Here is a 25,561-nt window from a genome sequence, read left to right as displayed (position 1 = left end):
GCCCCATTTTCATTGTGCTCCCTCAGCGGTATCAGCCGCCAACGCGAATGTTGACTACGCGACGCCCGACACGCGGGTCCATCGACTGCACCAGCAGGCTCACATAGTCACCGTCCTTCAGCCCGGACACGACCGTCTGCAGGTCGTTGACCGAGCGGATGGAGCGCCGCGGGGTCGGATACAGCACTTCGAGCAGAACATCGCTTCCGGCGGCGATCTTGTCGCGCGCGGGACCATTGGCCGCCACTTCGGAGACGCGCACACCAACCCCATTCGTCTGGAGCCGGCTTGCCATCTCTGCGGGCAGAGCCTCCACCGACATGCCCAGCTTGCCGGCCGTCGTGCTGGTGGTCGGGCTCGGTTCTGCGGTGTTCACGGCCAGCGTGCCACCGGCCTCCGCGTCGACCAGCCGTACGCGGAACGTCTTCTTGCTGCCAAAGCGCATCACTTCCACCGGGATCACATCTCCGATGCGCCGCATCCGCACGATGCGCTGCAGGGAGCTGACCCGTTCCACCGGCTTGCTGTCGACCGTGACAATGACGTCACCCACTTCGATGCCGGCCGCCTTGGCGGGGCCACCGTCGGGGGGATTGAAGCCCGCCACCTTCACACCGGCCACACGCGCGAGGCCATTGATGCCGGCGTCTTCCGGGTCGACACGCGTCACCGACACACCCATCACCGGCATGCGGACGCGTCCTTCCTTGATCAGCGCGTCGGTCACGTTCTTCACGAGCGTGATCGGGATGGCAAAGCCATAGCCGGAATAGAAGCCGGTCTGGCTGGCGATGGCGCTGTTCAAGCCGATGACCTCACCGCGCATGTTGATGAGCGGTCCGCCCGAGTTGCCGGGGTTGATGGCGGCGTCGGTCTGAATGAAATCCGAAATCGTGAAGTTTCCGGAATTCGGCAGATTGATCTCCGAGCCACGTCCCTTGGCCGAGATGATGCCGGCCGTCACGGTGAAATCGAGCCCGAGTGGATTTCCCACGGCGAGCACCCATTCGCCGATGCGGGTCGCTTCGTCGTTGCCGATGCTGAGCGTCGGCAGGCTGCGGGCTTCGATCTTCACCACCGCGACATCGGTGGTGGAGTCGGTGCCAATCACCCGGGCCCGGAATGAGCGGCCGTCACTGAGGGTGATCGAAACCTGGTCGGCGTCGGCCACCACGTGATTGTTGGTGACGATGTAGCCGTCGTTGGAAAGAATGAACCCCGAGCCTTCACCGCGCTGCTGGCGGGGCTGCTGCCCGCCGAACTGCTCGAGGAAGTCCTCCATCCCCTGCGGCGCCCGGCCTCGCACCTGCGGCCTGGGACGCGCCGTACGTGAGGTGTTCACGGCCACCACGGCCGGCGTGACACGCTCGGCGATATCGGCGAAGGATGCGCCTTCCGGTGCCATCGGACCGCGCACCAGAGGCGCGCGAGCTCCGGAAGAACTCTGGGCCCAACTGATCTTCGTCCAGTCCATGCCGGAGGCGAAGATGACACCGGCGCCGAAACTGACGACGGCGGCGGTGGCGAAGCGAAAACGTGAGAATCGTGCTGACATGGCTCGCTGCGTTGATGTCACGAGAACTGCCCTGTGCCACTCTGATACACCGAAGCCCCGTCGGCAGTTTCCGACGGGGCCAAAGTGTAATCTGTTATCCGGGCGACAGCTTCGCCCGGATAGCTGTTCAGATTCTGTTTACTTCTTGTTGTCGTCGACGATTTCGTAGTCGGCTTCGGCCACTTCTTCGGCCTTCGGCTGGGCCGGCTCGCCCGAGGGCGCGGCGCCCGCTTCGTCGGCCGGCGCCTGTGACGCCGCCTGCTGCTGGTAGAAGGCCTGTCCGGCTTCGCTGTAGGCCTTGCTGAGCTCTTCCTGCGCTGCACGGATCTCGTTGATGTCGTCACCGCGCAGGGCCTTGCGGGCCCGCTCGATGGCGGCATCGATCCGCTCCTTGAGAGGCGCGGCGACCTTGTCGCCCCACTCCTTCACGTTCTTCTCGACTTCGTACGTCTGCGAATCGAGACGATTGCGCGTGTCGATCTGCTCGCGGCGCTGCTTGTCCTCGGCGGCGTTCTTCTCCGCGTCCTTCACCATCTTGTCGATGTCGTTGTCGGACAGGCCGCTCGACGCTTCGATACGGATCTTCTGTTCCTTGGCCGTGGCCTTGTCGCGCGCCGTCACATGCAGGATGCCGTTGGCGTCGATATCGAACGTCACTTCGACCTGCGGCATGCCACGCTGAGCGGGCGGGATGCCCGTGAGCTGGAACTTGCCGATCGTGCGGTTGTACACGGCGAGCTCGCGCTCACCCTGCAGCACGTGGATCTCGACCGTCGTCTGGTTGTCGTCGGCGGTGGAGAACGTTTCCGCCTTCTTGGTCGGGATGGTCGTGTTGCGCGGGATGAGCACCGTCATCACGCCACCGAGCGTCTCGATGCCAAGCGACAGCGGCGTCACGTCGAGCAGCAGCACGTCTTTCTGCTCGCCGGTGAGCACCGCGCCCTGAATGGCCGCGCCGACAGCCACGACTTCGTCAGGATTCACGCCTTTGTTCGGTTCCTTGCCGAAGAACTCCTTCACGACCTGCTGGATCTTCGGAATGCGCGTCGATCCGCCCACGAGGATGACCTCATCGACTTCGTTCGGCTGCATGCCGGCATCCTTGAGCGCCTGCTTCATGGGCTCGAGCGTGCGCTGGATGAGGTCATCGACGAGCTGCTCGAACTTGGCGCGCGTGAGCGAGTAGTTGAGGTGCTTCGGGCCCGACTGATCGGCCGTGATGAACGGCAGGTTGATGTCGGTGCTGTTGGCGCTCGACAACTCCATCTTGGCCTTTTCGGCCGCTTCCTTGAGACGCTGGATCGCCATCGGATCCTTCGACAGGTCGATGGCCTGGTCGCGCTTGAACTCCGCGACGAGCCAATCCATGACGCGCTGGTCGAAGTCATCGCCGCCCAGGTGCGTGTCGCCGTTCGTGGACTTCACTTCGAACTGGCGGGTGCCGTCGACGTCGTACAGCTCGAGCACCGAGATGTCGTACGTACCGCCGCCGAGATCGAACACGGCGACCTTTTCGTCGGACTTCTTGTTCTTGTCGAGGCCGTAGGCGAGGGCGGCTGCCGTGGGCTCGTTGATGATGCGCAGCACTTCGAGGCCGGCGATCTTGCCGGCGTCCTTGGTGGCCTGGCGCTGGGCGTCGTTGAAGTAGGCGGGCACGGTGATGACGGCCTTGGACACGGTGTGTCCGAGGTAGTCTTCGGCCGTCTGCTTCATCTTCTGGAGCACCATCGCCGAGATCTCGGGCGGCGTGTAGCGCTTGCCGCCAACTTCGACGGCCGCCACATCATTGGGGCCGGCGACGAGCTTGTAGGGCACGCGCGACTGGTCGCTCAGCGCTTCGGCCGACCGACGGCCCATGAAACGCTTGATCGAGAAGATGGTGTTCTGCGGGTTGGTCACCGCCTGACGCTTGGCGATCTGGCCAACGAGGCGCTCGCCGTCCTTCGTGAAGCCGACCACCGAGGGGGTTGTGCGCCCACCTTCCGCATTGGGGATGACGACCGGGTCGCCACCTTCCAGCACGGAAACCACCGAATTGGTGGTGCCGAGGTCGATGCCGATAACTTTTTCAGCCATAAGAGATCTCGTGGTAGAATCCGGAATTGCGGGGCACACATAACGGCTGGCCCCTCGATTGCTCGGATTAGTGCTAGGCAAGCACCGGGCCGTCTTTCCCTGCCGACTCGGCGTATTTTTGCCCCAGTCGGCGGTGTTGGTGCCTGTCGTGTTGGCAGGCTGTCATATTGACCTGAAAAGGGGTGCCATGTTTCCCGTCGCTGACGACAATCCGACGCTGCGCACGCCGGTGATGACGCTGGGCGTCCTCGTGATCACCTGGGCCGTCTGGTTTTTTGTGCAGGGGGCGGGCAGCCCGTATCCGCTGGCCATCAGCGTGTGCAACCTCGGTTTTGTGCCGGGCGAAATCAGTGGGCAGGCGCCACTGGGATTGGGGGTGCCACTCGGGCGCTTTGGTGATCAGGCCTTGGCCTGCGTGGTGGACAACGAGCCCATCAACTGGCTGACGCCGATCCTGTCGATCTTTCTGCACGGCAGTTGGGGGCACATCATCGGCAACTCGCTCTATCTGTGGGTGTTCGGCAACAATGTCGAAGACAGCATGGGGCGGGGCCGTTTTCTGGTCTTCTATCTGCTGACGGGTGTGATCGCCGCGATGGCCCATCTCGCGATCGATCCTCTGTCTCCAGTGCCCACTGTTGGTGCCTCGGGGGCCATTTCGGGCATCATGGGCGCCTATCTGGTGATGTACCCGCGTGTGCGGGTGCGCACTTACATCCCGCCGATCTTTCTGATCCGTTTTCCCGCCTGGGCGGTGCTCATCCTGTGGTTCGGCAGTCAGGTGCTGGCCGGTCTGCCTGAGCTTTCACCACTGCGCCGTGAGATTTCCGGCGGCGTGGCAGTCTGGGCACATGTGGGCGGGTTCGTGGCCGGTGTGCTGCTGGCCAAGCTGTTCGAGAACACGGAGCTGGTACGCCGACGTCGCGCCGTCAGCGATGCGAAAGTCGTTTGGTCGTGAACCGTTCGGTGTGTGAAGCATTGTGCACGATTACGTCTCCGTCCTGTAACGAAGGAAGATTCCTCTGTGGTCCCGATGGCGTTCGGCTGGTGGTGACGCAATCGTTACAGCTACAGCGGTGCCCTGTGGCACACGTGCGTTTTCATTCGCGCGCGGAGCCAGGCCCGCGGCGTACTCATGACTTCAGCCCTCCGCTTTGTGAAGCTCTTCTCGAGAGACGAAACTTTCTTCGATCATTTTCGCCAGTTGGCGGTGCACATCGGCCAGGCGGCAGCGCTGTTGCGCACCCTGTTCGAGAACCCCGCCAACTCGGCGCAGCTCACGCCTCAGATCAAGAAGGTGGAAACCGATGGCGATGCCATCGTCCAGCTGATCAACCAGCGTATCGATACCAGCTTTGTTACACCGCTTGATCGCGAAGACATCCACCTGCTGTCCAAGCGACTCGACAATGTGATCGACCTGATCAACGGCACCTCGCGCCGTGTGGCGATGTTCCGCATTGTGGCCCCGCGCGATGGCGGAGTGCAGATGGCCGATGTGCTCGTGCGGGCCAGCAAGGAGATCCTGGCCGCGGTCGGCGACGTGACCAAGCGTCAGCGCATGATGGAGCACGGCAAGATCATCAAGCAGCTCGAGGAAGAAGGGGATGTCCTGTACGCCCAGGCCGTTGGCGCACTGTTCGAGCGCGATGAACCCGCCATCGAAGTGCTGAAGTGGAAGGAGATCTTCGATTCCCTCGAAGAGGCGATCGATGAGTGCGAGGACGTGTCGAACGTGCTCGAGAGCATCGCGCTCAAGAACAGCTGACGCGCCGACTGAGATCCTGTGGTCACCTTTGTCATCATCATCGTCGCCGTTGCCCTGGCGTTCGATTTCATCAACGGGTTTCACGATTCGGCCAATTCGATCGCGACGATCGTCGGCACCCGTGTTCTGAGTCCGCTGGCCGCTGTGATCTGGGCCGCGGTCTTCAACTTCTCCGCTCTGTTCTTCGTTGGCACCGCGGTTGCCAAGTCGGTGGCCGCCGGCTTCATCGACCTGAACATCGTCGATGCCAATGTCATCCTGGGTGGGCTGCTCGGGGCTATCACCTGGAACCTGATCACGTGGTGGTTCGGCATTCCCTCGAGCTCGTCGCACGCGCTCATCGGCGGGTATGCCGGTGCGGCGGTGGCCAAGGCTGGCTTCGAGGCGTTGCTGTGGGGCAAGAAGTGGATCGAAACGCTGTCGGCGATTGCCCTGTCACCGATGCTGGGCGCCCTGATGGGATTCCTGCTGATGGTGATCGTGTTCAACCTGTTCCGGCGGGTCGCGAATGCCCGCGCGGAAAAGGTCTTCCGGGTACTGCAGCTCACGAGTTCTGCGTTGCTGTCACTCGCACACGGTGGTAACGACGCCCAGAAGACGATGGGCATCATCGTCGGTCTGCTGGTCGCCACTCAGGCCACGTTTGCCAACGAAACGGGGCTGCTGGCTCACCTGCATGTGACCTCGCTGGATCACATCCCGGTGTGGGTGGAGCTCGGCGCGTACACGATGATCTCGTTGGGAACGCTTTTTGGTGGCTGGCGCATCGTGCATACGATGGGCACGCGCATCACGAAGCTGCGCCCGGTGGGGGGCTTCTGCGCTGAAACCGGCGGGGCGATGGTCATTCTGGTGGCGTCCAAGTTCGGTATCCCGGTCAGCACTACACACACCATTACCGGCGCGATCGTCGGTGTGGGTGCCACCAATCGCTTGTCGGCGGTGCGATGGGGGCTGGCCGGCCGCATCGTGTGGGCGTGGATCATCACGATCCCGGCGAGTGCGGCCATGGCTGCGCTGTCGTACAAGCTGCTCGCCGCCTTCATTCCGCTCTGATCCCGCTAAGGAGACGCCGGGGCCCTGCGCCCCGGCGTGCATGGATGGCTTCTGCAACATCGCTGGCACTGCCGTATCTGAACCGCGAACTATCGTGGCTCGAGTTCAATGCGCGTGTGCTGGAAGAGGCGCTGGACGATCGCGTGCCGCTGCTCGAGCGACTGAAGTTTCTCGCGATCTTCAGCACCAACCTGGACGAGTTCTACATGGTCCGGGTAGCCGGACTTCGGCGCAAAGTGGCTGCGGGCACCAAGCAGTACGCGCCGGAACCACTCACGCCGCCGGAGCAGCTCGAGGCGATCCGCGAGCGTGTCAATGAACTGCTCGGCCGCCGCCGACGTGCGCTGCGCCGCGAGCTGCTGCCTGCATTGGCCAAGCACAACGTCGAGATCGTGCCGATGGACGCGCTCGATGATGACGAGCGTGCGAGACTGGCGAGCTTCTTCGAGTCGCAGGTGTTTCCGGTCCTGACACCGCTGGCCGTCGATCCGGGCCATCCGTTCCCCTACATCTCCAGCTTGTCACTCTCGCTCGCGGTGGACATTCGCGATCCGGAGACCGGCAAGTCCCACTTCGCGCGGGTGAAGGTGCCACGCTCCCTGTCGCGCTGGGTGAGCACGGGGCGCTCGCATCGTTTTGTCGCACTGGAAGAGGTGATCGGCGCCAACCTCGGGGCGCTGTTTCCTGGAATGGATGTGGAACGCTGGTACACGTTCCGCATCACGCGCTATTCCGATCTCGAGCTGGGGCAGATGGATCAGCCCGAAGACCTGCTGGAGACCATCGAACAGCAGGTGTTCCAGCGCAAGTTCGGCGAGGTCGTGCGTCTGGAAGTGCAGCGCGAGATGCCGGAAAGTATTCGCCAACTGCTCATGGAAGAGTTGAGCGAAACGGAATCGCAGTACGTGGCGCCCATTGGGCCGCGTGATGTGCACGATCAGGACGACCTGCTGGAACTGGGCGATCTGATGCAGCTCGCGTCGCTGGATATTCCGGAGCTGCGTGACCCGCCGCATGTGCCGCTCGTGCCGACGGCGTTCCGTGAAGGCCGCAATATCTTCGACGCGATCCGTGAACGTGATGTGCTGGTGCATCATCCGTACGAATCGTTCAGCGCGTCGGTGGAGGCGTTCCTCGAAGCGGCTGCCAACGATCCGCAGGTGCTCGCGATCAAGGTGACGCTCTACCGCACGTCGGGCGACACGGCCATCGAGCGCGCGCTCACGGAGGCCGCCGAAGCAGGCAAGCAGGTGGCCGTGTTGATCGAGTTGCAGGCGCGCTTCGATGAAGCCAACAACATCAATTTTGCGCGCACCATGGAAAATTATGGCATCCATGTGGCGTACGGATTGCCAGGCCTCAAAACCCACGCGAAGACCGTGCTGGTGGTGCGTCGTGATTTCGACGGCATCCGTCGGTACGTGCATCTGGGCACCGGCAACTACAACTCCAAGACGGCGCGTCTCTACACCGACATCGGATTGTTCACCTGCAATCCGCAGATCGGGGCGGATCTGTCGGACTTGTTCAATTCCCTGACCGGTGTGTCGCGGCAGAAGCACTATCGGCGTCTGGCGATTGCCCCGGGCAATCTGCGCGCGCACACGCTGCAACTGATCCGACGGGAAGCCGAGCATGCGAAGGCCGGCCGCGGCGGGCGCATCATCGCCAAGATGAACGCGCTGGTCGACCCCGAAGTCATTGCCGCGCTGTACCAGGCATCGCAGGCCGGGGTGGAGATCGATCTGATCGTGCGCGGCATCTGCTGTCTGGTGCCGGGTATCAAGGACGTCAGCGAGCGTATTCGGGTGATCAGCATCATTGGGCGTTTCCTCGAGCACTCGCGCATCGTGCATTTCGCGAATGGCGGTACCCCCGAGTACTACATCGGCTCTGCCGACTGGATGCCGCGCAACTTCGACCGGCGCGTGGAGGCCATGACGCCGATCGACGATCCGTCGTTGCACCGTGGGGTGCAGTTGGTGCTGGAGACCTGTCTCGCCGACAACCGGCAGTCGTGGGAGCTTGGGGCGGACGGCACCTATCGTCGTCGTCAGCCGGGCAACGCGGCAGAGCGTTCCACACAGGCGGTGCTCACCCGGCACCCGTGGGGCGATGTGACGCCGCGCCCGGCGCGCAAGCGAACCCGGGCCAAGACGGTCTAGAGACGCAAAGGACAGAAACACGAACGCGCCGACATTCTCGGAATGTCGGCGCGTTTGTCTATTCCCCCTCGCCGTCGTCGCTGGCGTCAACTTCGATGCCGTCCGAGGTGAGCACGGCCACGCGGCGTCCCAACACATCTTCCAGCAACTGACGCTTGCGACTGGCCCCCCAGCATTCGAGGCGCACGTTGGTGGCACCCGCCGCTTCGTGGGCCGTGACGCGCAGCGCGTCCGATGTCCACTTCACGGTCATGGACCCCACGGCCCCGATGTGCCCACGATCCATACCGTCGGCAAATCGCAGGATCGCGGACAGTTTCACAATGCGTTCCCGCAGTGCGCGTTCCAGTTGTCCGAATCCCGAGTGCTTGAGCTTGGGGGGAGCACCGCGGTGATAGCGTGCCACATGCGCGATGGTGATCTGCTCGGCCGGTGTCATGCCGAGCAGGTCGGCGTGTGAGATGAGGTGGAAGGAGTGTTTGTGGTGCTTTTCATAGTTGATGTGGTATCCCACATCGTGCAGCAGGGCGGCGTCGGCCAGGATGCGACGATCATCGGTCGTGAGATCGAGCCGTTCGGCCAACGCGTCAAAGAGTTGCAACGACAGCATCTGCACCTGTCGCGCGTGGGGCTCCTCGTAGTGACAGCGCTCGGCGAACTCGCGCACGGACCGGTCGCGTGCCATGCCGGGATCGGCCACGACGGGGGTGATGCGTGCCGCCTCGAGCAGCAACCCTTCACGAATGCCGTAGCCTGAGGTGAGCAGGTCGCGCGGATCGAATCGTGCGAGGACTTCGGCCGCCACGGCCAGACCTGCCACGATGATATCGGAACGTGCGGGATTGAGACCGGCCACACGCTGCCGCTCCTCGCTGTCGAGGCGTTGCAGCCAGTCCAGCACATGTTCGAGTTCCACACGGGTCACACGGGTGCCGTGTGCGGAGCGCACCGCCACCCGCTGACGGGCGAGGACCATGCCCGCGAGGTTGGTGAACGTGCCGCCCGATCCGATGATCTGTGCGCCACGCCAGTCCTTCACGGGCAGTGCCTTCTTGAGGCCTTCCCGTACATGCGCGCGCAACGCGCGAACACGACGCGGGCGTACGGCCGGTGTGAGGAACTTTTCAGTCAGTCGGACGGCACCGAACGGCAACGACGCGACGCGTTCGATGAGGCCATCCTTGGAGAGCACGACTTCGAGCGAGCCGCCACCAATATCCATGATGACGGTGCGACCGGCGCCGAGTTCGAAGTGGGCGAGCGCACTCCGGAAACAGAGCAGGGCCTCTTCTTCGCCGCTGAGGACGCGCACCTGATGGCCTGCCGCCGCCGCGACACGAGCCGTGAAGTCGGCGGCGTTGGCGGCGTCACGTACGGCGCTGGTGGCCACAATCTCGATGCGGGCGGCGCCGAGCTGGCCGGCCAGGGTGACCATACGCTGAACGGCGGAGACGGCGGCTTCCATGGCCTCTTCCGAAAGCTGCGCCGTGGCCTCCAGTCCCTCTCCCAGGCGAGGCATGGCCTTCATTTCATCGATCACGCGGATCTGCCCGAGCGGCGACACATCCGCGATGATCTGCCGCACGGAATTCGAGCCGATGTCGATGGCGGCGATGCGTACATCACCGATGGGAAGTGGCGCGCCCGTCATGGCTGGTGGGGATTCTCGTGAGTCTCGTCGTACCGATGGCGGATCTGTTTGCCTTCTGCAAGATAGACCGCGTTTTCGCCGATGTTGGTGGCGAGGTCGGCGATGCGCTCGAGATTTCGGCTGACAAGCAACAATTCCAGCGCCATCGGGATGATGCGCGGGTCGTTCATCATACCGGACGAGAGGGTGCGGTAGATCTCCCCGTGCAGGGCATCCACCTCGTCATCGGCCTTGCCCACTGCGCGGCCCAGGGCGCCATCGCCGCGAATGAAGGCATCGAGGGCATTGCTCAACATGGCGCGCGCCCTGCGCGACATATCGGTGAGCGCCGGCAGCGTGGGCAGGGGGGCCTTGATCTCCGCCATGCGGACCGTGGCCTGTGCGATGTTGACGGCGTGATCACCCACGCGCTCGAGATCACTCGACACCTTGATCGCGCCAACCAGAAACCGCAGGTCGCGCGCCATGGGCTGCTGCAGTGCCAGCATGCCGATCGCGCGCTCCTCGGCCTCCACCTCGGTGCGGTCGAGTGCCTCGTCGGCATCGATCACGGCATCGGCCTTGTCGGCGTCCCGTTCCAGCACGGCTTCCATGGCCAGGGCCACCAACGATTCGGCCTGTTCGGACATGTCGAGCAGTTGCTGGGTCAACGCCGAGAGATCGTCGTGAAAGTGGCGATAGCCCGGGAGGCTCTGTGGGTTCATCCGAACCGCCCCGTGATGAAGGCTTCGGTGCGCGAATCTGCCGGGCGGGTGAAGAGGCGCGATGACGGCGCTTCTTCGACGAGGACGCCGTCCACGAGCAAAGCGGTCCGGTCGGCGACACGCGCCGCCTGATGCAGGTTGTGCGTCACGATGAGTATGGTGAGCTGCTGGCGGAGATCGTACACGAGTTCTTCAATGCGCTGTGTGCCGTGGGGGTCGAGAGCGCTGCTCGGTTCGTCGAGCAGGAGGACCTCCGGATCGTTGGCCAGCGCGCGTGCGATGCACAGACGTTGTTGCTGTCCACCAGACAGGGTGCGGGCATCCTGTCGCAGGCGGTCCTTCACTTCATCCCACAGCGCGGCGCGGCGCAGGGCGTATTCCACAACATCATCGAGTTCGCGCCCCCTGAGACGACGATTGAGCTGCGGGCCATAGGCGACATTGTCGCGCACGGACCGGGGGAACGGATTGGAGCGCTGGAACACCATGCCGACCCGTTGCCGCAGCACGCTGGGGTTCACCGTGGAGGCGTAGATGTCTTCGTCGCCCAGCAGGATGCTGCCCGCGTGGCGCACACCGGGGAGGCCGTCGTTCAGCCGGTTGATGGCCCGAAGCACGGTGCTCTTGCCAGAACCGGATGGACCGATGATCGCCATGACGGATTGTGATGGCACGTGCAGTTCGATGTTGTGCAACGCCGGCGTGGCACCGAACCAGGCAGAAAAGCGACTCAGCGTCACCGACTGGGCGGTGGCCGGAACCGGTGAGAGACTACCGCCGGCGGTCGATGGGCCTGCGACGGTATTGGTCGGTGTCGGGCGCAGGGCGCTCATCCGAACCGCCCCATCACGTAGGCTTCCGCGCGCGAGTCTCGCGGCGTCGTGAAGAGTTGCCGGGTCGGCGCACACTCCACAATGAGTCCATCCAACAGGACCGCCGTGGTGTCGGAGATACGTGCGGCCTGCTGCATGTTGTGCGTGACCAGCAACATGGTCACACTACCGCGCAGATCATACAGCAGCTCCTCGATACGCTGTGTGGCAATCGGATCGAGTGACGCCGTGGGTTCATCGAGCAGGAGTACGTCCGGGTGCACCGCCAGTGCCCGCGCAATGCACAGACGTTGCTGCTGTCCGCCCGACAGGGCCATCGCACTGCTGCGCAACCGATCGGCCACTTCACGCCACAGGCCCGCACGCACCAGCGCTTCTTCGACGGCCTGTTCGAGTCTGGCGCGGGCGATCCCGGGCTGCCCCACCCGCACGCCAGCGGCCACGTTGTCGAAAATCGACTGCGTGACAAACGGAGTGGGGTACTGGAACACCATGCCGATGCGTTGTCGGAGTGCGCTCACATCGGTGCCGGCGGCATACACGTCGCTCACGCGCGGGGCATCCACGAGTGACACCACCCCACGCACCCAGGCCGTCGCATCACGCTCGTGCAGCCGGTTGATGCACCGCAGTGCCGTGGACTTGCCACATCCGGACGGGCCGATGAGCGCCGTGACACGACCGGCTTCTGCAGTCAGTGACATGCCATACAGCACGTTGCGCGGACCAAATCCCGCGCTCAGGCGCTCGATCTGCACGGCCGGTGAACGCGGCACCGAGGACGATTCAGCCATCGGAGGCTCGTGTGCTGCGCACCGTGGCGAACAGGCGGGCACGGGCACGCAGTACAGCGCGTGAGCCAAGACCGATACCAGCGACCAGCACGAGCAACAGCAGCGCACCCGCCCAGGCGTGACCACGCCACTCCTCGTACGGACTCTGTGCGTAGGCGTAGATCTGCAGCGGCAACGCGGCGATGGGTCTGGAAGGATCAACCGACCAGAACGGATTGCCAAATGCGGTGAAGAGGAGCGGCGCCGTTTCACCGGCCACGCGTGCGAGCGCGATGAAGATGGAGGTGACCACGCCGGGCATGGCCGTGCGCAGAACAATCGTGAGCGCCGTGCGCCACTGTGGATAGCCCAGAGCCAACGCGGCTTCGGCGAGTGACGACGGCACCAGACGTACCATTTCTTCGGTGGCCCGCGTGACCAGGGGAATCACCAGTAGGCCAAGGGCCACACCACCGGCCCAGGCAGAAAAATGCCCGGCGGGACGCACGATGAGCTCCCAGGCCACGATACCCATCACGATGGAAGGCAGCCCACCCAGGACATCCGCCAACAATCGCACCAATCGTGCGAAGCGCGTGGCTCCGTGTTCAGCCAGATAGAGACCTGCACCGATGCCAACCGGCACGGCAATGCCAAGCGCAATGATCACCAGCAGCGCCGAACCGACGATGCCATTGGCGACACCACCTCCACGCACCCCAGGTGGAGCCGGCACACTTGTGAGGAACGTGGGGGTGATCTGCCCCAAACCGTGCACGATCAGATGCGTGAGGATGAGCACCAGCGGAAGCAGCGCCACGAGCCCCGCGGTCCAGGCCAGTGTGGTCATGAACACACCATGTCGCCGGCGCTGCGTGCCCAGGCGCATTTGTTCACGCATGCGGGGCTTCACGAGGTCTCACCCGGTCGACCGCGGCCCACACGCGTCACCAGCATGCGCGCCAGCAGATTGACCACCAGGGTGATCAGCAGCAGCAGCAGGGCAACCGCCATGAGCGCCGAGAGGTGCGCGGCGTCCGATGCCTCGGCGAACTCATTGGCCAGCATGGCCGCCATGGTGTAGGCGGGGGCGAACAGCGAATCCGGAATGGCGTGGCGATTGCCGATGACCATGGTGACCGCCATGGTTTCGCCCAACGCGCGTCCGAGGCCGAGAATGACGCCGCCAAACAGTCCGGTGCGGGCCGCAGGAAAGACGGCATCACGGATCATCTCCCATCGGGTGGCGCCGAGGGCCAGCGCGGCTTCGCGCTGTGCGCGTGGCACGGCACGGATCACGTCGCGACTCACGCTGGCGATGTACGGCAGCACCATGATGGCGAGGATCAACGATGCGGCCAGCAGACTCGGGCCGTACGCCGGCCCACTGAACCCCGGCAGCCATGACAGGTGAGCGATGGCCCAAGGCATCACACCGGCGCGCAGGAAGGGCACCAGAATGAAGATCCCCCAGAGGCCATACACCACTGATGGAACAGCGGCCAGCAGGTTCACGAGAAACGCGAGTGGCTCGCGCAGGGGTCGCGGAGCGATCTCCGTGGACAGCAGCGCCACGCCAATGCCCAGCGGTGCGGCAATAGCCAGTGCGATGGCCGATGACAGCAGTGTGCCGGCGATCAGGGGCGCTGCGCCAAACTGATGATTCGGCACATCCCACGTGGAGTCGGCGAAGAGCGAGCCGATGGCCGTCGTCATCGTGGGCCAGGCGCCGATCAGCAGCACGCTGGCGAGCAGGAGCAGCACCGCCGGAATCGCGGCCGCGCAGCTGGCGGTGACGGTTTTGTAGAGCCGGTCGGCGGAACGCGTGGGCATCACCTCAAAGCTAGGGGCGTGCCACCGATGGCGAGAGGAGTTCTTCCACCTTGTCCACCACGCGGGCGGCCGCATCCGAGGGCAGGGGCACATAGCCCAGTGTGGAGGCGATATCTCCATTTTCCAGCAACGCCCAGCGCAGAAAGGACGCCATTTGGTGGGACTTGACCGGGCCGATGGCGTCGGGAGCGATGAGCATCCAGGTGAACGACGCGATGGGATAGGACTGTGCACCGGGCGCGTCCACCAGCGACATGCGGAGGTCCGTTGCGGCCATGCGGTCAGTGGCCAGGCGATCGAGCACGCTGGTCGCCGCGGTGGCAATCTCAAACGGCATCGGCGATACAAATCGTCCGGCCTGATTGCGGATGTGCGCAACGGGCAGCCGGTTCTGACGGGCGTAGACCACTTCGAGATAGCCAATCGCACCGGGCATCTGTTTCACCTGTCCGGCCACGCCTTCGTTCCCTTTTCCACCGATGCCGACGGGCCAGGGGACTTCCTTGCCACGACCGGGACCTGAGGCCCAGGCCGGACTCACCACGGTGAGATAGTCACTGAAGATGTACGAGGTGCCGCTGCCATCGGCGCGATGGACCACGAGAATATCCGAAGCCGGCAGTGTGACCTTGGGGTTGAGCGCCGCGAGGCGTGTGTCATTCCACTTGGTCAGCTTGCCGAGAAAGATGTCGGCGATGACATCCGCGCTCAGATTGAGGGGGCGCGACAGCTCGGGCAGGTTGTACGTGATCGCCACGGCTCCGACCACGGTCGGGATGTGCAGGATGCGCATCTTCGACGCCGAGAGTTCGGAGTCGGTCATCGGCACATCGGTGGCACCAAAATCCACGGTGCGCGCGACCACCTGCCGAATGCCGGCGCCTGAGCCAATGGACTGATAGTTGATGCGGGTATTGGACGTCTTGGCGTATTCGTTGAACCAGCGCGCGTACAACGGATACGGGAAGGTGGCGCCGGCGCCCGTGATGTCGACCCGGGTGGACGTCATCACGCTGGCAGCACCCGCGGCATTCGTGGAATCGCTCCGGGCCGTGGAGGGCTGATCGCCCGCACATCCGATCAGTGCATTGCACAACAGCACCGCGCCAACAAAGGGCCGAATCACATCAGCGTATCGCCGCTGGGTGCACGCGGTGCGGGATGGTGCCACAGGAGACATGGTCAGATGCGGTTGGCGAAGCCCATGAACTTGAATCGTCCATCACGTTCGATCACGCTGCCGAACAGGTTGCCTTCGAGCATCGGCTTGCCCGGTGCCGAAAACTGCACTTCACAGCGTGCGTGCACGAGGTTGTGTCCCACGGTGTCAGCGGCCGCGGGGCAGCGCAACTTGCTGACCGTGATGGTGCTGCCACCCAATCGGTTCACGAGTTGGCGAGCGCCTTTGTCCGATGACGCCAGGATCTGTCCCCACAGCAGCTCGGGAGGCGCCTCGTAGGGCGGCTTGCTCATCGGCGAATCGGGATAATACAGATACGCAAATTCCTGTCGATTGAGCACCATCGCATTGAGATCCGTGGTGTCATTGGTGCTCACTGCACGGGCAAGGCGCGCCACCAGGGCCTCGAGCGACGGGCTGGCCTGCTGCAGGCTGTCCACCACTGGCAACTCAGCACGGAATCGCCGCAGATGTTCGGCAATGGGCAGGATGGAATCCACCACGCCACCAGCCGCGACGACATCCTGCACATGGGCGGCCTGGTCTTTGGCCGCCTGATCGGCCGGCGACTGTTCGGCCGAAGTGCAGGCCGTCGCCGTGAGCAATGCGAGGATCGCCGCCGTTGCCGCCGTTGCGGTGGCCGCGGTCATGGAGCGTGTGGTGCTGAACAGAAAGCGCATCGGAGTCTTCATCGTTGGTGGTACAGTACGAACGGCCGGCGCCCATAGTGGGGAACCGGCCGTTCGGACTTCAGAAAGTTACTGCAAGACCGTGCTGGCCGTGACGAGGGGACGGAGGCGCCACGTGTGACGCCTCTGTCCGCCTATGCCTTAGTTGCGGGCGTAGTTCGTCCAGTTGGCCCACCACTTCGCGCCACCCGGTGCCGCAGCGCCGCGGTAGGCGGTCGGGGCGATGAACGTGCCGGCGCGTGCGGCGATGCGCGGGTCATTCGCGAAGGTGCTCAGACCACCCGTGGCGATCGGCGAGCTGGCGGCCGGCGACCAATCGAAATTGGCACCCGTCGTCGTGGCCGAACCCGCCGGAAGGGCGGCGAAGAGGCTGGCGGCCGTCACCGACGTGGCTGCCACTTCGTTGGTCTGACCGCGGGCCGTGAAGGCCGACTGCTGACCGAAGTTCGTGCCGGTCGGATCGAACACCACACCACCGTTCTGCAGGCCGTTGTCGGCGAGGTAGTTGCTCTTGAAGATGAGCGAGTCGACGAGGAAGCGGTTGTTCGTCGTGGAGTCACGCATCGAAATCGCCTGACGCGGCCAGCGTGCGATGACGCCGTTCACGTAGTAACCACCCGTGCCGCGGCGGAGCACCACACCCACGCCACCGTTGGCCGGCGTGGTCTGCGTGCCACCAACACCGATCAGCGTGTAGTTGGCCATCACGTTCATGTTCCACAGGCCATCCGCCGCGCCAGAGCTCTGCGCGTTACCACCGGCCGGCGCCGTGCAGCCACCACCGTTGCAACCGTCCACTTCGAAGCCCTGCGGGTCAGCCGACACGGCACCAGCGCCAGCGCGCGGCGTGATGTACGTGGACTGGTAGGCGATCAGGAACTGGTTCCGGCCACGATAGCCTTCCGACGTATCGAAGTGATCGTCGCCCGACTCGTAGGAGATCAGGTACTTGCCATCGACCGTGCCGCCGAACCACTCGAACGAGTCGTCCAGGCCCGACACCGACTGCAGGTATTCGAATGTCGTGCCACTGCCCACGGCCGCGAACGTGAACGAGTTGAGTTCGGCGTCCGGCAGCGTCGCATAGCCGGCGAACTCCACACGCACGTAGCGCAGCGTGCCGCTGTTGTCGGCGTCGTTCGAACCACCGGTGTAGACCACGCCGGCCGGGTTCGCACCAACCACCGAGCCATCGGATCCTTCGACGATGATGTTGCCCGTACGGTTGTTGCGGGCGTTGCCGACGATGATCAGACCGCCCCAGTCACCGGGCGAGCGGTTGCCGGCGCTGCGCTGCGACGTGAACACGATCGGCGCCGCTTCCGTGCCGTTGGCCATGATACGGGCGCCACGGAGGATGAACAGGGCCGAGCCGAGTGCGGTGGAGTCACCGACGATCTTGGTGCCGGCGTTCACGGTCAACGTGGCGCCGCTGTTGACGTACACGAAACCGCGCAGCACGTAGTTCGTGTCGGCGGTGAGCGTGCGGTTGGCGGCGATCGAGCCGCTCAACGTCACCGTCGGGTTGGCGGCGACGGCGTAGGCCACCGACGCCGTGGTCGTGGCGCCGGCCGTGACTGTGGCCGGTGAACCGGTGACCGTGCCGGTGTAGCGCACGTTGTTGTTCGTCACCTGCGCGGCCGTCACGGTGTAGCTGCCCGACGCGACGGTGGCCGTGCTCGTGGCGGTGAGCGTCTGGTTGTAGTTGTTCGGGCCGGTCACCGTCACCGCGCCATTCACACCAGCCGGCAGGCCGGTCACGTTCACCGTCAGCGTGCCGGTCGTCGGCGCGGCGGCCGTGTACGTCACCGTCACCGTGGCAGAACCACCGCCCGTCACCGTGGCCGGCGAACCGGCCACCGTCGCGTTGTACGTGACGCTGCTGGCGGTCACCGAAGCGGCGGTCACGGTGTAGCTGCCAATCGCGGCGGTCGGCAGCGATGTCGAAGCCGTCGCGGTCTGTGAGAAGCCGTTCGGCCCCGCGATGGTCACGGCGGCGTTGGTGCCGGCGGGAAGGCCGCTCACGTTGACGGCCAGCGTGCCGGTCGTGGGCACCACCACCGGATCATCGTCGTCGCTGCAGGCCGCGAGGGCGCCCATGGCCAGAAAGGCCACTGCCATGGCGCGGAGGCGCACGAAAGAAGTCATCTGCATGTCGAGAGAGTGAGTGAAATGGCGCGGACAACGGGAGTCATCCGCTGCAAGCGAAAGAACGCGAGACATTGTGCCGTCAACGTCATGGCCCGGTCACGGTTGTGTCACCGTGCCGGGCCATGTGATCGATCGTGTGATGAGCCGCACCGTTTTCCGTGATCACGTCAGGGCGTGATCACGGCACGGCCTGACTTACTGACGCCAGGAGAAGCCCATCGAGAAGTTGCGGCCGGCGTTGTAGCCTTCGCGCTCGAGGTTGCCCTGCATGAAGCGGTAGCGCGCATCGAGGATGTTGCGGGCGTCCACCCGACCGGTCAGGCTGCCCCACACCGGGAAGCGCAACGACATGTCCACCACATGGCGTGGCATCTCGACAATGTTCGGCAGTGGCAACACACCGGCGGCGTAGATGCGCTCACCGACCACGTTGTACAACACGGTGGCATTGGTGCTGCCCGACAGGTTCGAATACGAGAGACCGGCGTTCACCACATACGGCGCCTGACCCACCAGGCGGCGCGTCTTGTCGGTGACGGTGAGGCCCTGCAGCGTGTCGAGGTCCACCGACGAACGCATCAGGGTCACGTTGCTGAAGGCGGTGAACGGTGCGGCCCATTCACCAAACATCGCCAGCGACTTCCGGGCTTCGAGTTCGACGCCGAGGTTCACGGCCTGCAGGGCGTTCTGGAAACGCGCCTGGTACGCGCCCGACGTGGCCGATTCCACGCGTTCGATCGGACGATCGAAGCGCTTCGCAAACACGCCGATGCTGAACACTTCGCCCGGTGTCGGGAAGGCTTCCCAACGCAGGTCGTAGTTGTCGATCAGCGAGCGCACGAGCTTGTCGTTGCCCGTCACCGACACGCCGCCCAGCACGTCGCGGAACGTCACCGGCGCGAGTTCACGGTATTCCGGGCGGGCCAGCGTGCGCGTGATACCGAAGCGCAGGTTCTGGTTGTCGGTCAGGCGGGTGTTGAGCAACAGGGACGGCAGCACGTCGGTGTTCTTGAGATCGGCCACTGCGGTGAAGCCACCCTGCGTGCTCGACTGCACGTTGATGTCGGCCTGCTCCACGCGTGCACCGGCGATGACACGCACTCGGCTACCGAGGCCCCAATCGGTCATCAGGTACCCCGCGGTGGTGCGATCGGAGGCGGTGTACGAACCCGCCTGGCCGATGGGTTGCACATTGATGAGCGAGCAGTTCGCGCACGCCTGGCCGGCACCGAAGATCACATCGGGGTTCTGCGTACGGATGCTTTCGTCGGCCCGCGAGAGGAAGGCGTAGATCGGCGCCTGCGCCGTGCGGTCGGTGGACCGCATGTACGCGCCGAACTTGACGACGTTCTGGTTTGCGATCGCTCCGATGTTCATCGTGTGATCGAACTGAGCGGTCGCGTTGTTTTCCTGCAGGTCGAAGTACAGGCGGCGCGCGCCGTCGAGCGACGAGAGCAGCGAGTACTTGCCGGTGCCGTCGCGCGAGTAGACGATGTCCGAGCGATCCGGTTCCTTGCGCGACGTGTTGGCATACGTGGCCGACCACGCCGTCTTGTTGCGTTCGCTGAGCTGATGTTCGCCCTGCAGGTTTGCCGTGGCGACGGAACGTTCGACATAACGCAGCGTGGTGCGGGCGATGCTGTCGGCGAGGTTCTCGTCGAAACCACGATCGATGCGGGCTTCGTTGTCGGCGCTGCGCGTGGCGGTGGTGTTGAGCGAGAAACGATTGCCCTTGCCCACGATGGTGGAGAAGTTCGCGATGCCGCCCCACTGGATGCTCGAGCGGCCCGTCTGGCCTTCCACCTGGGTCAGCGGTACGACGGTGTTGTTCGGACCCTGATTGCCTACGGCGAAGCGTTCATTGGCGCGCACTTCTTCCGAATAGCCGTAGTTGGCGCTCAGCACGTAGCCGACGCGGCGGCCGAGGATGGTGTTGCCGCCGGTGGAGGCACCGAAGGAACCATTCATCGCGCCCTTCCGCGGTGTGGCATTCCAGACATTGCGCTGTTCCAGCGCCATCTGGTTGTATACCGACTGCGGGATGTTGGACATGAAGTTGGCCTGCGAGATCGCATCGGGGATGCGACGTGAGCTCGACGCCATGCCGAACAGTTCTCCGCCTGCGCGCGGGGCGAAGGGCAGCGTCTGGCCACGCACCAGATTGTTCGCACCGACCGAGGTCGTGTAGTTGATCTGGCGACGTGCCGGGAATTCACGCGTGCGGATGTTCACGTTCGCGCCGGCAAAATCGCCGGGCTGGTCGGGGGTGAACGTCTTGCTGGTGGTTACGTCCTGCAGCAGACCGGCCGGGAACAGATCGAGCGGCACCACTTTGCGCTCGGGTTCCGGGCTCGGAATGCGGGCGCCATTGAGCGACGCGGTGGTGTAACGCTCACCAAGACCACGCACCTGCAGATACTTGCCGTCCTGCACGGTCACGCCGCTCACGCGCTGCGCGGCCTGCGCCGCATCGCTGTCCGGGCTGCGGGCGATCTGTTCGGCGGTGATGGCGTTCACCACATTCGTGGCGTTCTTCTGCTGGTTGAGGGCTTCCGAGACGGTGCCCTTTTCCTTGGTCGCTGTGACGCTGACGGCGGCCAGTTGTACATCGGCGCTGGAGAGCGACACATCCTGCTCGATGGTGCCGTTGGCGGGCACGATCAGGCCGGTAATCGTCTTCGGGCCGTACCCGATGCGCCGCACCTGTAGGGTCACTGTGCCTGCGGGCACACGTACGATGGTGTAGCGGCCGTCCACGCCGGACTGGATACCGAGTCCCGTGCCGACAATCTGGATCTGGGCCGCCGTGATGCCCTGACCTGTGGTCGCATCGACGATGCGACCGGTGAGGCGACCGGTCTGTGCATCGGCCGCGGGGGCGGCGGTGGCGGCTTGCGAGCGAAGCTGCGTGGGGACGACGGTGGTAACGACGGCCGCCGTGATCGCCAGCATCAGATGACGCGCAACACGGTGCAGTGCGTAAGCCTTGGTCCGCATGAGATACGTGGAGACAGAGGAGACAAACTGAGCGACGCGGTCGGTCGACCGACGCCGGATGTCCCAAAGCTCCGTGACCCAGGTTTCGAACAACTCACGGCTGTGCAACGAATGTGTCACAGCCTCGGGGGCCGGCCGGCGCGGCAAGGGCGTTCCGGTGCCAACCGGGCATTTCCGACGGACGGAACGGATGCGTCACATTTCTGGTGGTTTCCTTCTGGTGCAGGCGGGGCCCGTGTTGTATAGTCGGCGACCTTATGGTGCCCCCTGATCCGACCCCCCATCGCCGGCGTGTCGCGTCGCCGCCGCCGACCGATCCCCAGACCCGTGCTGAAGCCCTATCCGTGGCGGCCAAGGCGCTGCGGGCGGCGGAGCATGTCTGCGTCCTGACCGGTGCCGGGATCTCTGCGGAAAGCGGAATTCCGACCTTCCGTGAAGCCCAGACCGGGCTCTGGGCGAAGTTCTCGCCGCAGGAGCTGGCGACCCCGCAGGCCTTTGCGTCGCACCCCTCCCGCGTGTGGCAGTGGTATGCGATGCGCCGGGCCATGGTGCGGGCCGCACAGCCCAATCCCGGGCACGCCGCGCTTCTCAGCTTGGCGTTGCGGGTGGCCCATTGCACGATCGTCACGCAGAACGTGGACGATTTGCACGAACGTTCGGGAGTGCGGGAGCCGATTCGTCTGCACGGTTCGCTGATGCACATCCGTTGCAGCCAGGGGTGTGCCGGCAGTGTGCCGGCGCCGGAGGAGGCTACCGCCGAGGTGCCCAAGTGTCCGCAGTGCGGTGGGCTGATGCGTCCGGACGTGGTGTGGTTCGGGGAGGGTCTGCCCATGGGGCCCTTTGGCGCTGCCCGTGAGGCCGCGGTGGCCTGCGACGTATTTCTGTCGGTGGGCACCTCCAACATCGTGGAGCCGGCGGCATCGTTGCCGTGGATCTCGGCCACCCATGGCGCGACGGTGATCGTGGTGAACCCGACCATGGAAGGGCAGCGCAAAGGCCCGTCCATTCTGCCCATCGAGGGGCCGGCCGGTGTGATGCTGCCGCGGCTGATCGCCGAGGCGTTCGCGGGTCGACGACCGAGACGGCAGGCCGAGTAGCGCGCTGGTCGTGTAGTTGGGGGGCGGCTGGATGGAGGGGCCGCCTAGAGGGGCCGCCGCAGGCGGCCCTCCATAGCTGTCCGCCACTCCCATACCAGCCCATACCAGCCGCACGGATCCCCCTCAAGATCCTGCGACCGGCTCCGTCTCCGTGCCTGATTCCGCCTTGGGTAACCACGCCTGAATCGTGGTACCCACATGCAGCGTGCTGTCGGCCCGCACGCGTCCACCGTGTGCTTCGGTCAGGTGCCGCACGATGGAGAGCCCCAGCCCGGTGCCGCCGGCTTCCCGGGAGCGGGCCGGATCCGCGCGATAGAAGCGCTCGAAGATGCGCGGCAGGTGTTCTGCGCCAATTCCCACGCCGGTGTCTCGCACGCCAATCCATACACCACCCTCTGCGGGTGACGCCAGCAGCGTGACGCTCCCGGTGGGGGTGTGTCGCAACGCATTCTCCGCCAGGTTCGTGAGAATCTGGCGCGCGGCCGTGGGATCGGCGTATACACGCTCGGCGCCGGGCGCGATCTCGACGTGCAACGCGACGCCTTTGGCGGCCGCCGGGCGCTCGAGTGGTGCGATGATCTCGGCGGCGAGCACCGCTACGTCCAGTTCGATCGGGTTGGGCAACCAACCGCCCGATTCGATCCGTGACAGATCGAGCAGATCGTCGACGATGCGCTGCATGCGCCGCACGCTGGCGTCCACCATCTGCAGGAACTGCGTGCGAAGTTCTGGCGGTAGCTGTTCGTCCTGTAGCGTCTCCACGAAACCGCCGATCACCGTGAGCGGCGTACGCAGTTCATGCGAGACGTTGGCCACGAAGTCACGGCGCACCGCCTCGAGACGACGCACCGGCGTGAGATCGTACAGAGCGAGTACCGCTCCGCCGTCTGGGAGTGGACGCGCCGTAAGCGACAGGGTGCGGTCGTCGACGCGGATTTCACTGGGCGCCGCGATCGTGCCAGCCAGCGCCGCCGCCAGTGCCTCGCGCAGCATCCGCTCGCGTGGGAGATAGTCGGCCGGGAAGGGCACCGGCTCCTTGAGCCGCAATAGCTGCCGCCCCGTCTCGTTGATGCGCACGACCCGCTGCCGGGCATCCACCGCGGCCACACCCTCGTTGAGCGATTCGGTGAGCGCCACCAACAATGCCTCTTCCGCATGCAACAGTTGCAGACGCGCGTCGAGCTGCTCGGCCAGGAGACGCAGCGCGTCGGCGAGGTCGCCAACTTCACCACCGGCAATCTCGTGCGAGGGCCGTTGTGTGAGATCGCCGGCCGCGAGGCCGCGGGCGACATCACGCAATTCTTCGATGGGGCGCGCCACCGGCCGCGCCAGCACCTGCGCCAGCACAACCCCCACCAGCAGTGCCGCGAATCCGGCGATCACGATATCGCGGCGAATGGCGGCCAGCATTTCATCAGACGACTGCGCCGATGTTGCACCCGCAATCGGCCCTTCGGCGCGCACCCGCTCGGTCACGCGGCGTTCCACCGTCACCAGCACGATCGCCATCAACACCGTCGCGACCACGAAGGCGTTCAGGACGATCCGCTGGGTGAGTTTCACGTCGACGGGTTGGTGGTCAGACCAGGCGCGGTGCGGACGCGCGCAGGCGATAGCCAAATCCGCGCACCGTTTCGATCAGCTCACCCGCCGCGCCCAGCTTCGAGCGCAGGCGCTGCACGTGCATGTCCACCGTGCGCGTTTGAATATCCGGCGCGGCTTCCCACACCGTCTCGAGCAGGTGGCCACGTCCTTGCACACGACCCCGTCGTTCAGCGAGGGTGAGCAGCAGCTTGAACTCGGTGGGCGTGAGTTCCACATCCTGACCATCCACGCGCACCGTCATGGCGGCGCGATCGATGTGGAGCGGCCCGATGACCAGCGTGTCGGCGCTGACCGGCGTCGCCGATCCGGTCCGCCGCAGAATGGCGCCCACCCGCAGCACCAGTTCCGCCGGGGAGAACGGCTTGGTGAGATAGTCGTCAGCCCCCAGCGACAGACCGCGAATGCGATCGGGTTCTTCGCGGCGTGCCGTGAGCATCAGCACGGCCACTTCGCGCGTGCTTTCATCGGCCCGAAGCTGTTCCAGCACATCGAACCCGGACATGCCGGGGAGCATCAGATCGAGCACAATCAGCGACGGGCGTTCACGGCGCGCCACTTCGAGCGCGTCGGAGCCCGAGGCGGCGGTAGCCACCCGGTATCCGGCCTTGGCCAGGTGATAGGCGACGAGGGCGACGATTTCCGGTTCGTCGTCGACGACGAGAATGCGATCGGCAGCTGGCGGTGCGGGGTTCATGCAGGGGTCAGGTCAAACCGGCCACGGCCGGAGATGCCACGAGGGACTCTTGCACGGCGGCACGTTGCAGCAATCGTCGTTGAATCTTGGCGACGATCATTTCCACGGCCACCGTGTTGCTCCCCCCGCGGGGGACGATCACGTCGGCGTAGCGTTTGCTGGGCTCCACAAACTGGAGATGCATCGGCTGCACCGTCGTGAGATACTGGTCGAGCACCGACTCCAGCGACCGTCCCCTGACCGCCGTATCGCGGCGAATGCGCCGGATCAGACGGATATCAGGATCGGCATCCACAAACACCTTCACTTCACACTGGCCACGGATGTTGGCATCGACGAGCAGCAAAATGCCGTCGATCACCACCACGTCCGCCGGTTCGATCCGCCGCGTCTGTTCGCTGCGGGAATGGGTGGCGAACTCATACAGGGGCATCTCGACGGCCTCGCCGCGAGCGAGCGTCGCGATATGAGCCGACATCAGCTCCACATCGAAGGCATCGGGGTGATCCCAATTGACCTGATGCAACTGCTCCAGCGTGAGGTGCCGGTAATCGCGGTAGTACGCATCCATCTCGAGGAATGCGACCGACGCCCCGGGGAGGGCCTCAGCCACCTTGCGCGCTACCGTGGACTTGCCGGAACCGGTTCCACCCGCGATGCCGATGATGAGCGGTTTCATGAACGGAATTGCGGGTGCGTGCGTGACACAGCAACCAACCTGCCCGGGCGTCGTG

The 25,561-nt window shown here is 64.8% G+C and carries 20 protein-coding genes; 5 read left to right on the top strand and 15 right to left on the bottom strand.

The features are described 5' to 3' along the window. Positions 1-31: 31 nt before the first annotated feature. The gene (locus GAU_RS12240) at positions 32-1,555 is read right to left on the bottom strand and encodes a trypsin-like peptidase domain-containing protein (RefSeq protein WP_015894188.1); all 1,524 of its coding nucleotides are present in this window, start codon (positions 1,553-1,555) and stop codon (positions 32-34) included. Between the two features lie 138 nt (positions 1,556-1,693). Next, the gene (gene dnaK / locus GAU_RS12235) at positions 1,694-3,670 is read right to left on the bottom strand and encodes a molecular chaperone DnaK (RefSeq protein ID WP_269446050.1); all 1,977 of its coding nucleotides are present in this window, start codon (positions 3,668-3,670) and stop codon (positions 1,694-1,696) included. Between the two features lie 148 nt (positions 3,671-3,818). Between dnaK and GAU_RS12230 the strand changes: the two genes are divergently transcribed. The 4 genes from GAU_RS12230 (at position 3,819) to ppk1 (ending at position 8,620) form a co-directional block, all read left to right on the top strand. Further along, the gene (locus GAU_RS12230) at positions 3,819-4,589 is read left to right on the top strand and encodes a rhomboid family intramembrane serine protease (RefSeq protein WP_015894186.1); all 771 of its coding nucleotides are present in this window, start codon (positions 3,819-3,821) and stop codon (positions 4,587-4,589) included. 177 nt (positions 4,590-4,766) lie between these two features. Further along, positions 4,767-5,399, top strand: a complete 633-nt coding sequence (locus GAU_RS12225; RefSeq protein WP_015894185.1) for a DUF47 domain-containing protein — start codon at positions 4,767-4,769, stop codon at positions 5,397-5,399. Positions 5,400-5,417: 18 nt separating this feature from the next. Then, complete coding sequence (locus GAU_RS12220; protein WP_015894184.1) at positions 5,418-6,455, top strand: inorganic phosphate transporter; 1,038 nt, start codon at positions 5,418-5,420, stop codon at positions 6,453-6,455. A gap of 44 nt (positions 6,456-6,499) precedes the next feature. Next, positions 6,500-8,620, top strand: coding sequence for a polyphosphate kinase 1 (gene ppk1 / locus GAU_RS12215; RefSeq protein WP_015894183.1), 2,121 nt, complete (start codon positions 6,500-6,502; stop codon positions 8,618-8,620). 58 nt (positions 8,621-8,678) lie between these two features. On the opposite strand, the gene GAU_RS12210 is transcribed toward ppk1, so the two are convergent. The 10 genes from GAU_RS12210 to GAU_RS12165 all read right to left on the bottom strand — a co-directional run bounded on the left by GAU_RS12210 (position 8,679) and on the right by GAU_RS12165 (position 21,431). Then, positions 8,679-10,271, bottom strand: coding sequence for a Ppx/GppA phosphatase family protein (locus GAU_RS12210; protein ID WP_015894182.1), 1,593 nt, complete (start codon positions 10,269-10,271; stop codon positions 8,679-8,681). Continuing rightward, positions 10,268-10,975: a phosphate signaling complex protein PhoU gene (gene phoU / locus GAU_RS12205; RefSeq protein ID WP_015894181.1), complete on the bottom strand. Its 708-nt coding sequence runs from the start codon at positions 10,973-10,975 to the stop codon at positions 10,268-10,270. Before phoU ends, GAU_RS12210 begins: the two co-directional genes overlap by 4 nt. After that, the gene (locus GAU_RS12200; RefSeq protein ID WP_015894180.1) at positions 10,972-11,808 is read right to left on the bottom strand and encodes a phosphate ABC transporter ATP-binding protein; all 837 of its coding nucleotides are present in this window, start codon (positions 11,806-11,808) and stop codon (positions 10,972-10,974) included. The genes phoU and GAU_RS12200 overlap by 4 nt, the downstream gene beginning before the upstream one ends. Beyond that, complete coding sequence (locus tag GAU_RS12195) at positions 11,805-12,602, bottom strand: phosphate ABC transporter ATP-binding protein (RefSeq protein ID WP_015894179.1); 798 nt, start codon at positions 12,600-12,602, stop codon at positions 11,805-11,807. Before GAU_RS12195 ends, GAU_RS12200 begins: the two co-directional genes overlap by 4 nt. Continuing rightward, positions 12,595-13,482, bottom strand: coding sequence for a phosphate ABC transporter permease PstA (pstA, locus tag GAU_RS12190; RefSeq protein ID WP_015894178.1), 888 nt, complete (start codon positions 13,480-13,482; stop codon positions 12,595-12,597). The genes GAU_RS12195 and pstA overlap by 8 nt, the downstream gene beginning before the upstream one ends. A gap of 8 nt (positions 13,483-13,490) precedes the next feature. Then, positions 13,491-14,414, bottom strand: a complete 924-nt coding sequence (pstC, locus tag GAU_RS12185) for a phosphate ABC transporter permease subunit PstC (protein WP_015894177.1) — start codon at positions 14,412-14,414, stop codon at positions 13,491-13,493. Positions 14,415-14,424: 10 nt separating this feature from the next. Continuing rightward, entirely contained in the window at positions 14,425-15,594 is a 1,170-nt protein-coding gene (gene pstS / locus GAU_RS12180; RefSeq protein WP_015894176.1) for a phosphate ABC transporter substrate-binding protein PstS, read from the bottom strand. Positions 15,595-15,596: 2 nt separating this feature from the next. Then, positions 15,597-16,286: a hypothetical protein gene (locus GAU_RS12175; protein ID WP_015894175.1), complete on the bottom strand. Its 690-nt coding sequence runs from the start codon at positions 16,284-16,286 to the stop codon at positions 15,597-15,599. Positions 16,287-16,424: 138 nt separating this feature from the next. Further along, positions 16,425-18,437, bottom strand: coding sequence for a hypothetical protein (locus GAU_RS20950; protein WP_052574411.1), 2,013 nt, complete (start codon positions 18,435-18,437; stop codon positions 16,425-16,427). 192 nt (positions 18,438-18,629) lie between these two features. Continuing rightward, positions 18,630-21,431 (bottom strand): TonB-dependent receptor, encoded by a 2,802-nt coding sequence (locus GAU_RS12165; protein WP_156799013.1) that lies wholly within the window; start codon positions 21,429-21,431, stop codon positions 18,630-18,632. A gap of 344 nt (positions 21,432-21,775) precedes the next feature. On the opposite strand from GAU_RS12165, the gene GAU_RS12160 reads away from it, so the two are divergent. Then, positions 21,776-22,528: an SIR2 family NAD-dependent protein deacylase gene (locus GAU_RS12160; RefSeq protein ID WP_041265504.1), complete on the top strand. Its 753-nt coding sequence runs from the start codon at positions 21,776-21,778 to the stop codon at positions 22,526-22,528. Positions 22,529-22,651: 123 nt separating this feature from the next. On the opposite strand, the gene GAU_RS12155 is transcribed toward GAU_RS12160, so the two are convergent. From GAU_RS12155 to udk, 3 genes are read right to left on the bottom strand one after another with little or no spacing between them, the layout of a single operon-like run. Beyond that, positions 22,652-24,091 (bottom strand): sensor histidine kinase, encoded by a 1,440-nt coding sequence (locus tag GAU_RS12155; protein WP_015894171.1) that lies wholly within the window; start codon positions 24,089-24,091, stop codon positions 22,652-22,654. Positions 24,092-24,107: 16 nt separating this feature from the next. After that, positions 24,108-24,827, bottom strand: a complete 720-nt coding sequence (locus GAU_RS12150) for a response regulator (RefSeq protein WP_015894170.1) — start codon at positions 24,825-24,827, stop codon at positions 24,108-24,110. Positions 24,828-24,834: 7 nt separating this feature from the next. Next, on the bottom strand, positions 24,835-25,506 hold the full coding sequence (udk, locus tag GAU_RS12145; RefSeq protein ID WP_015894169.1) for a uridine kinase: 672 nt from the start codon (positions 25,504-25,506) through the stop codon (positions 24,835-24,837). Positions 25,507-25,561 lie beyond the last annotated feature (55 nt).

This window comes from Gemmatimonas aurantiaca T-27, from assembly GCF_000010305.1.
In the GTDB taxonomy this organism is placed as follows: Bacteria; Gemmatimonadota; Gemmatimonadetes; order Gemmatimonadales; family Gemmatimonadaceae; genus Gemmatimonas; species Gemmatimonas aurantiaca.
This window is presented reverse-complemented; position numbering and strand designations above follow the sequence as displayed.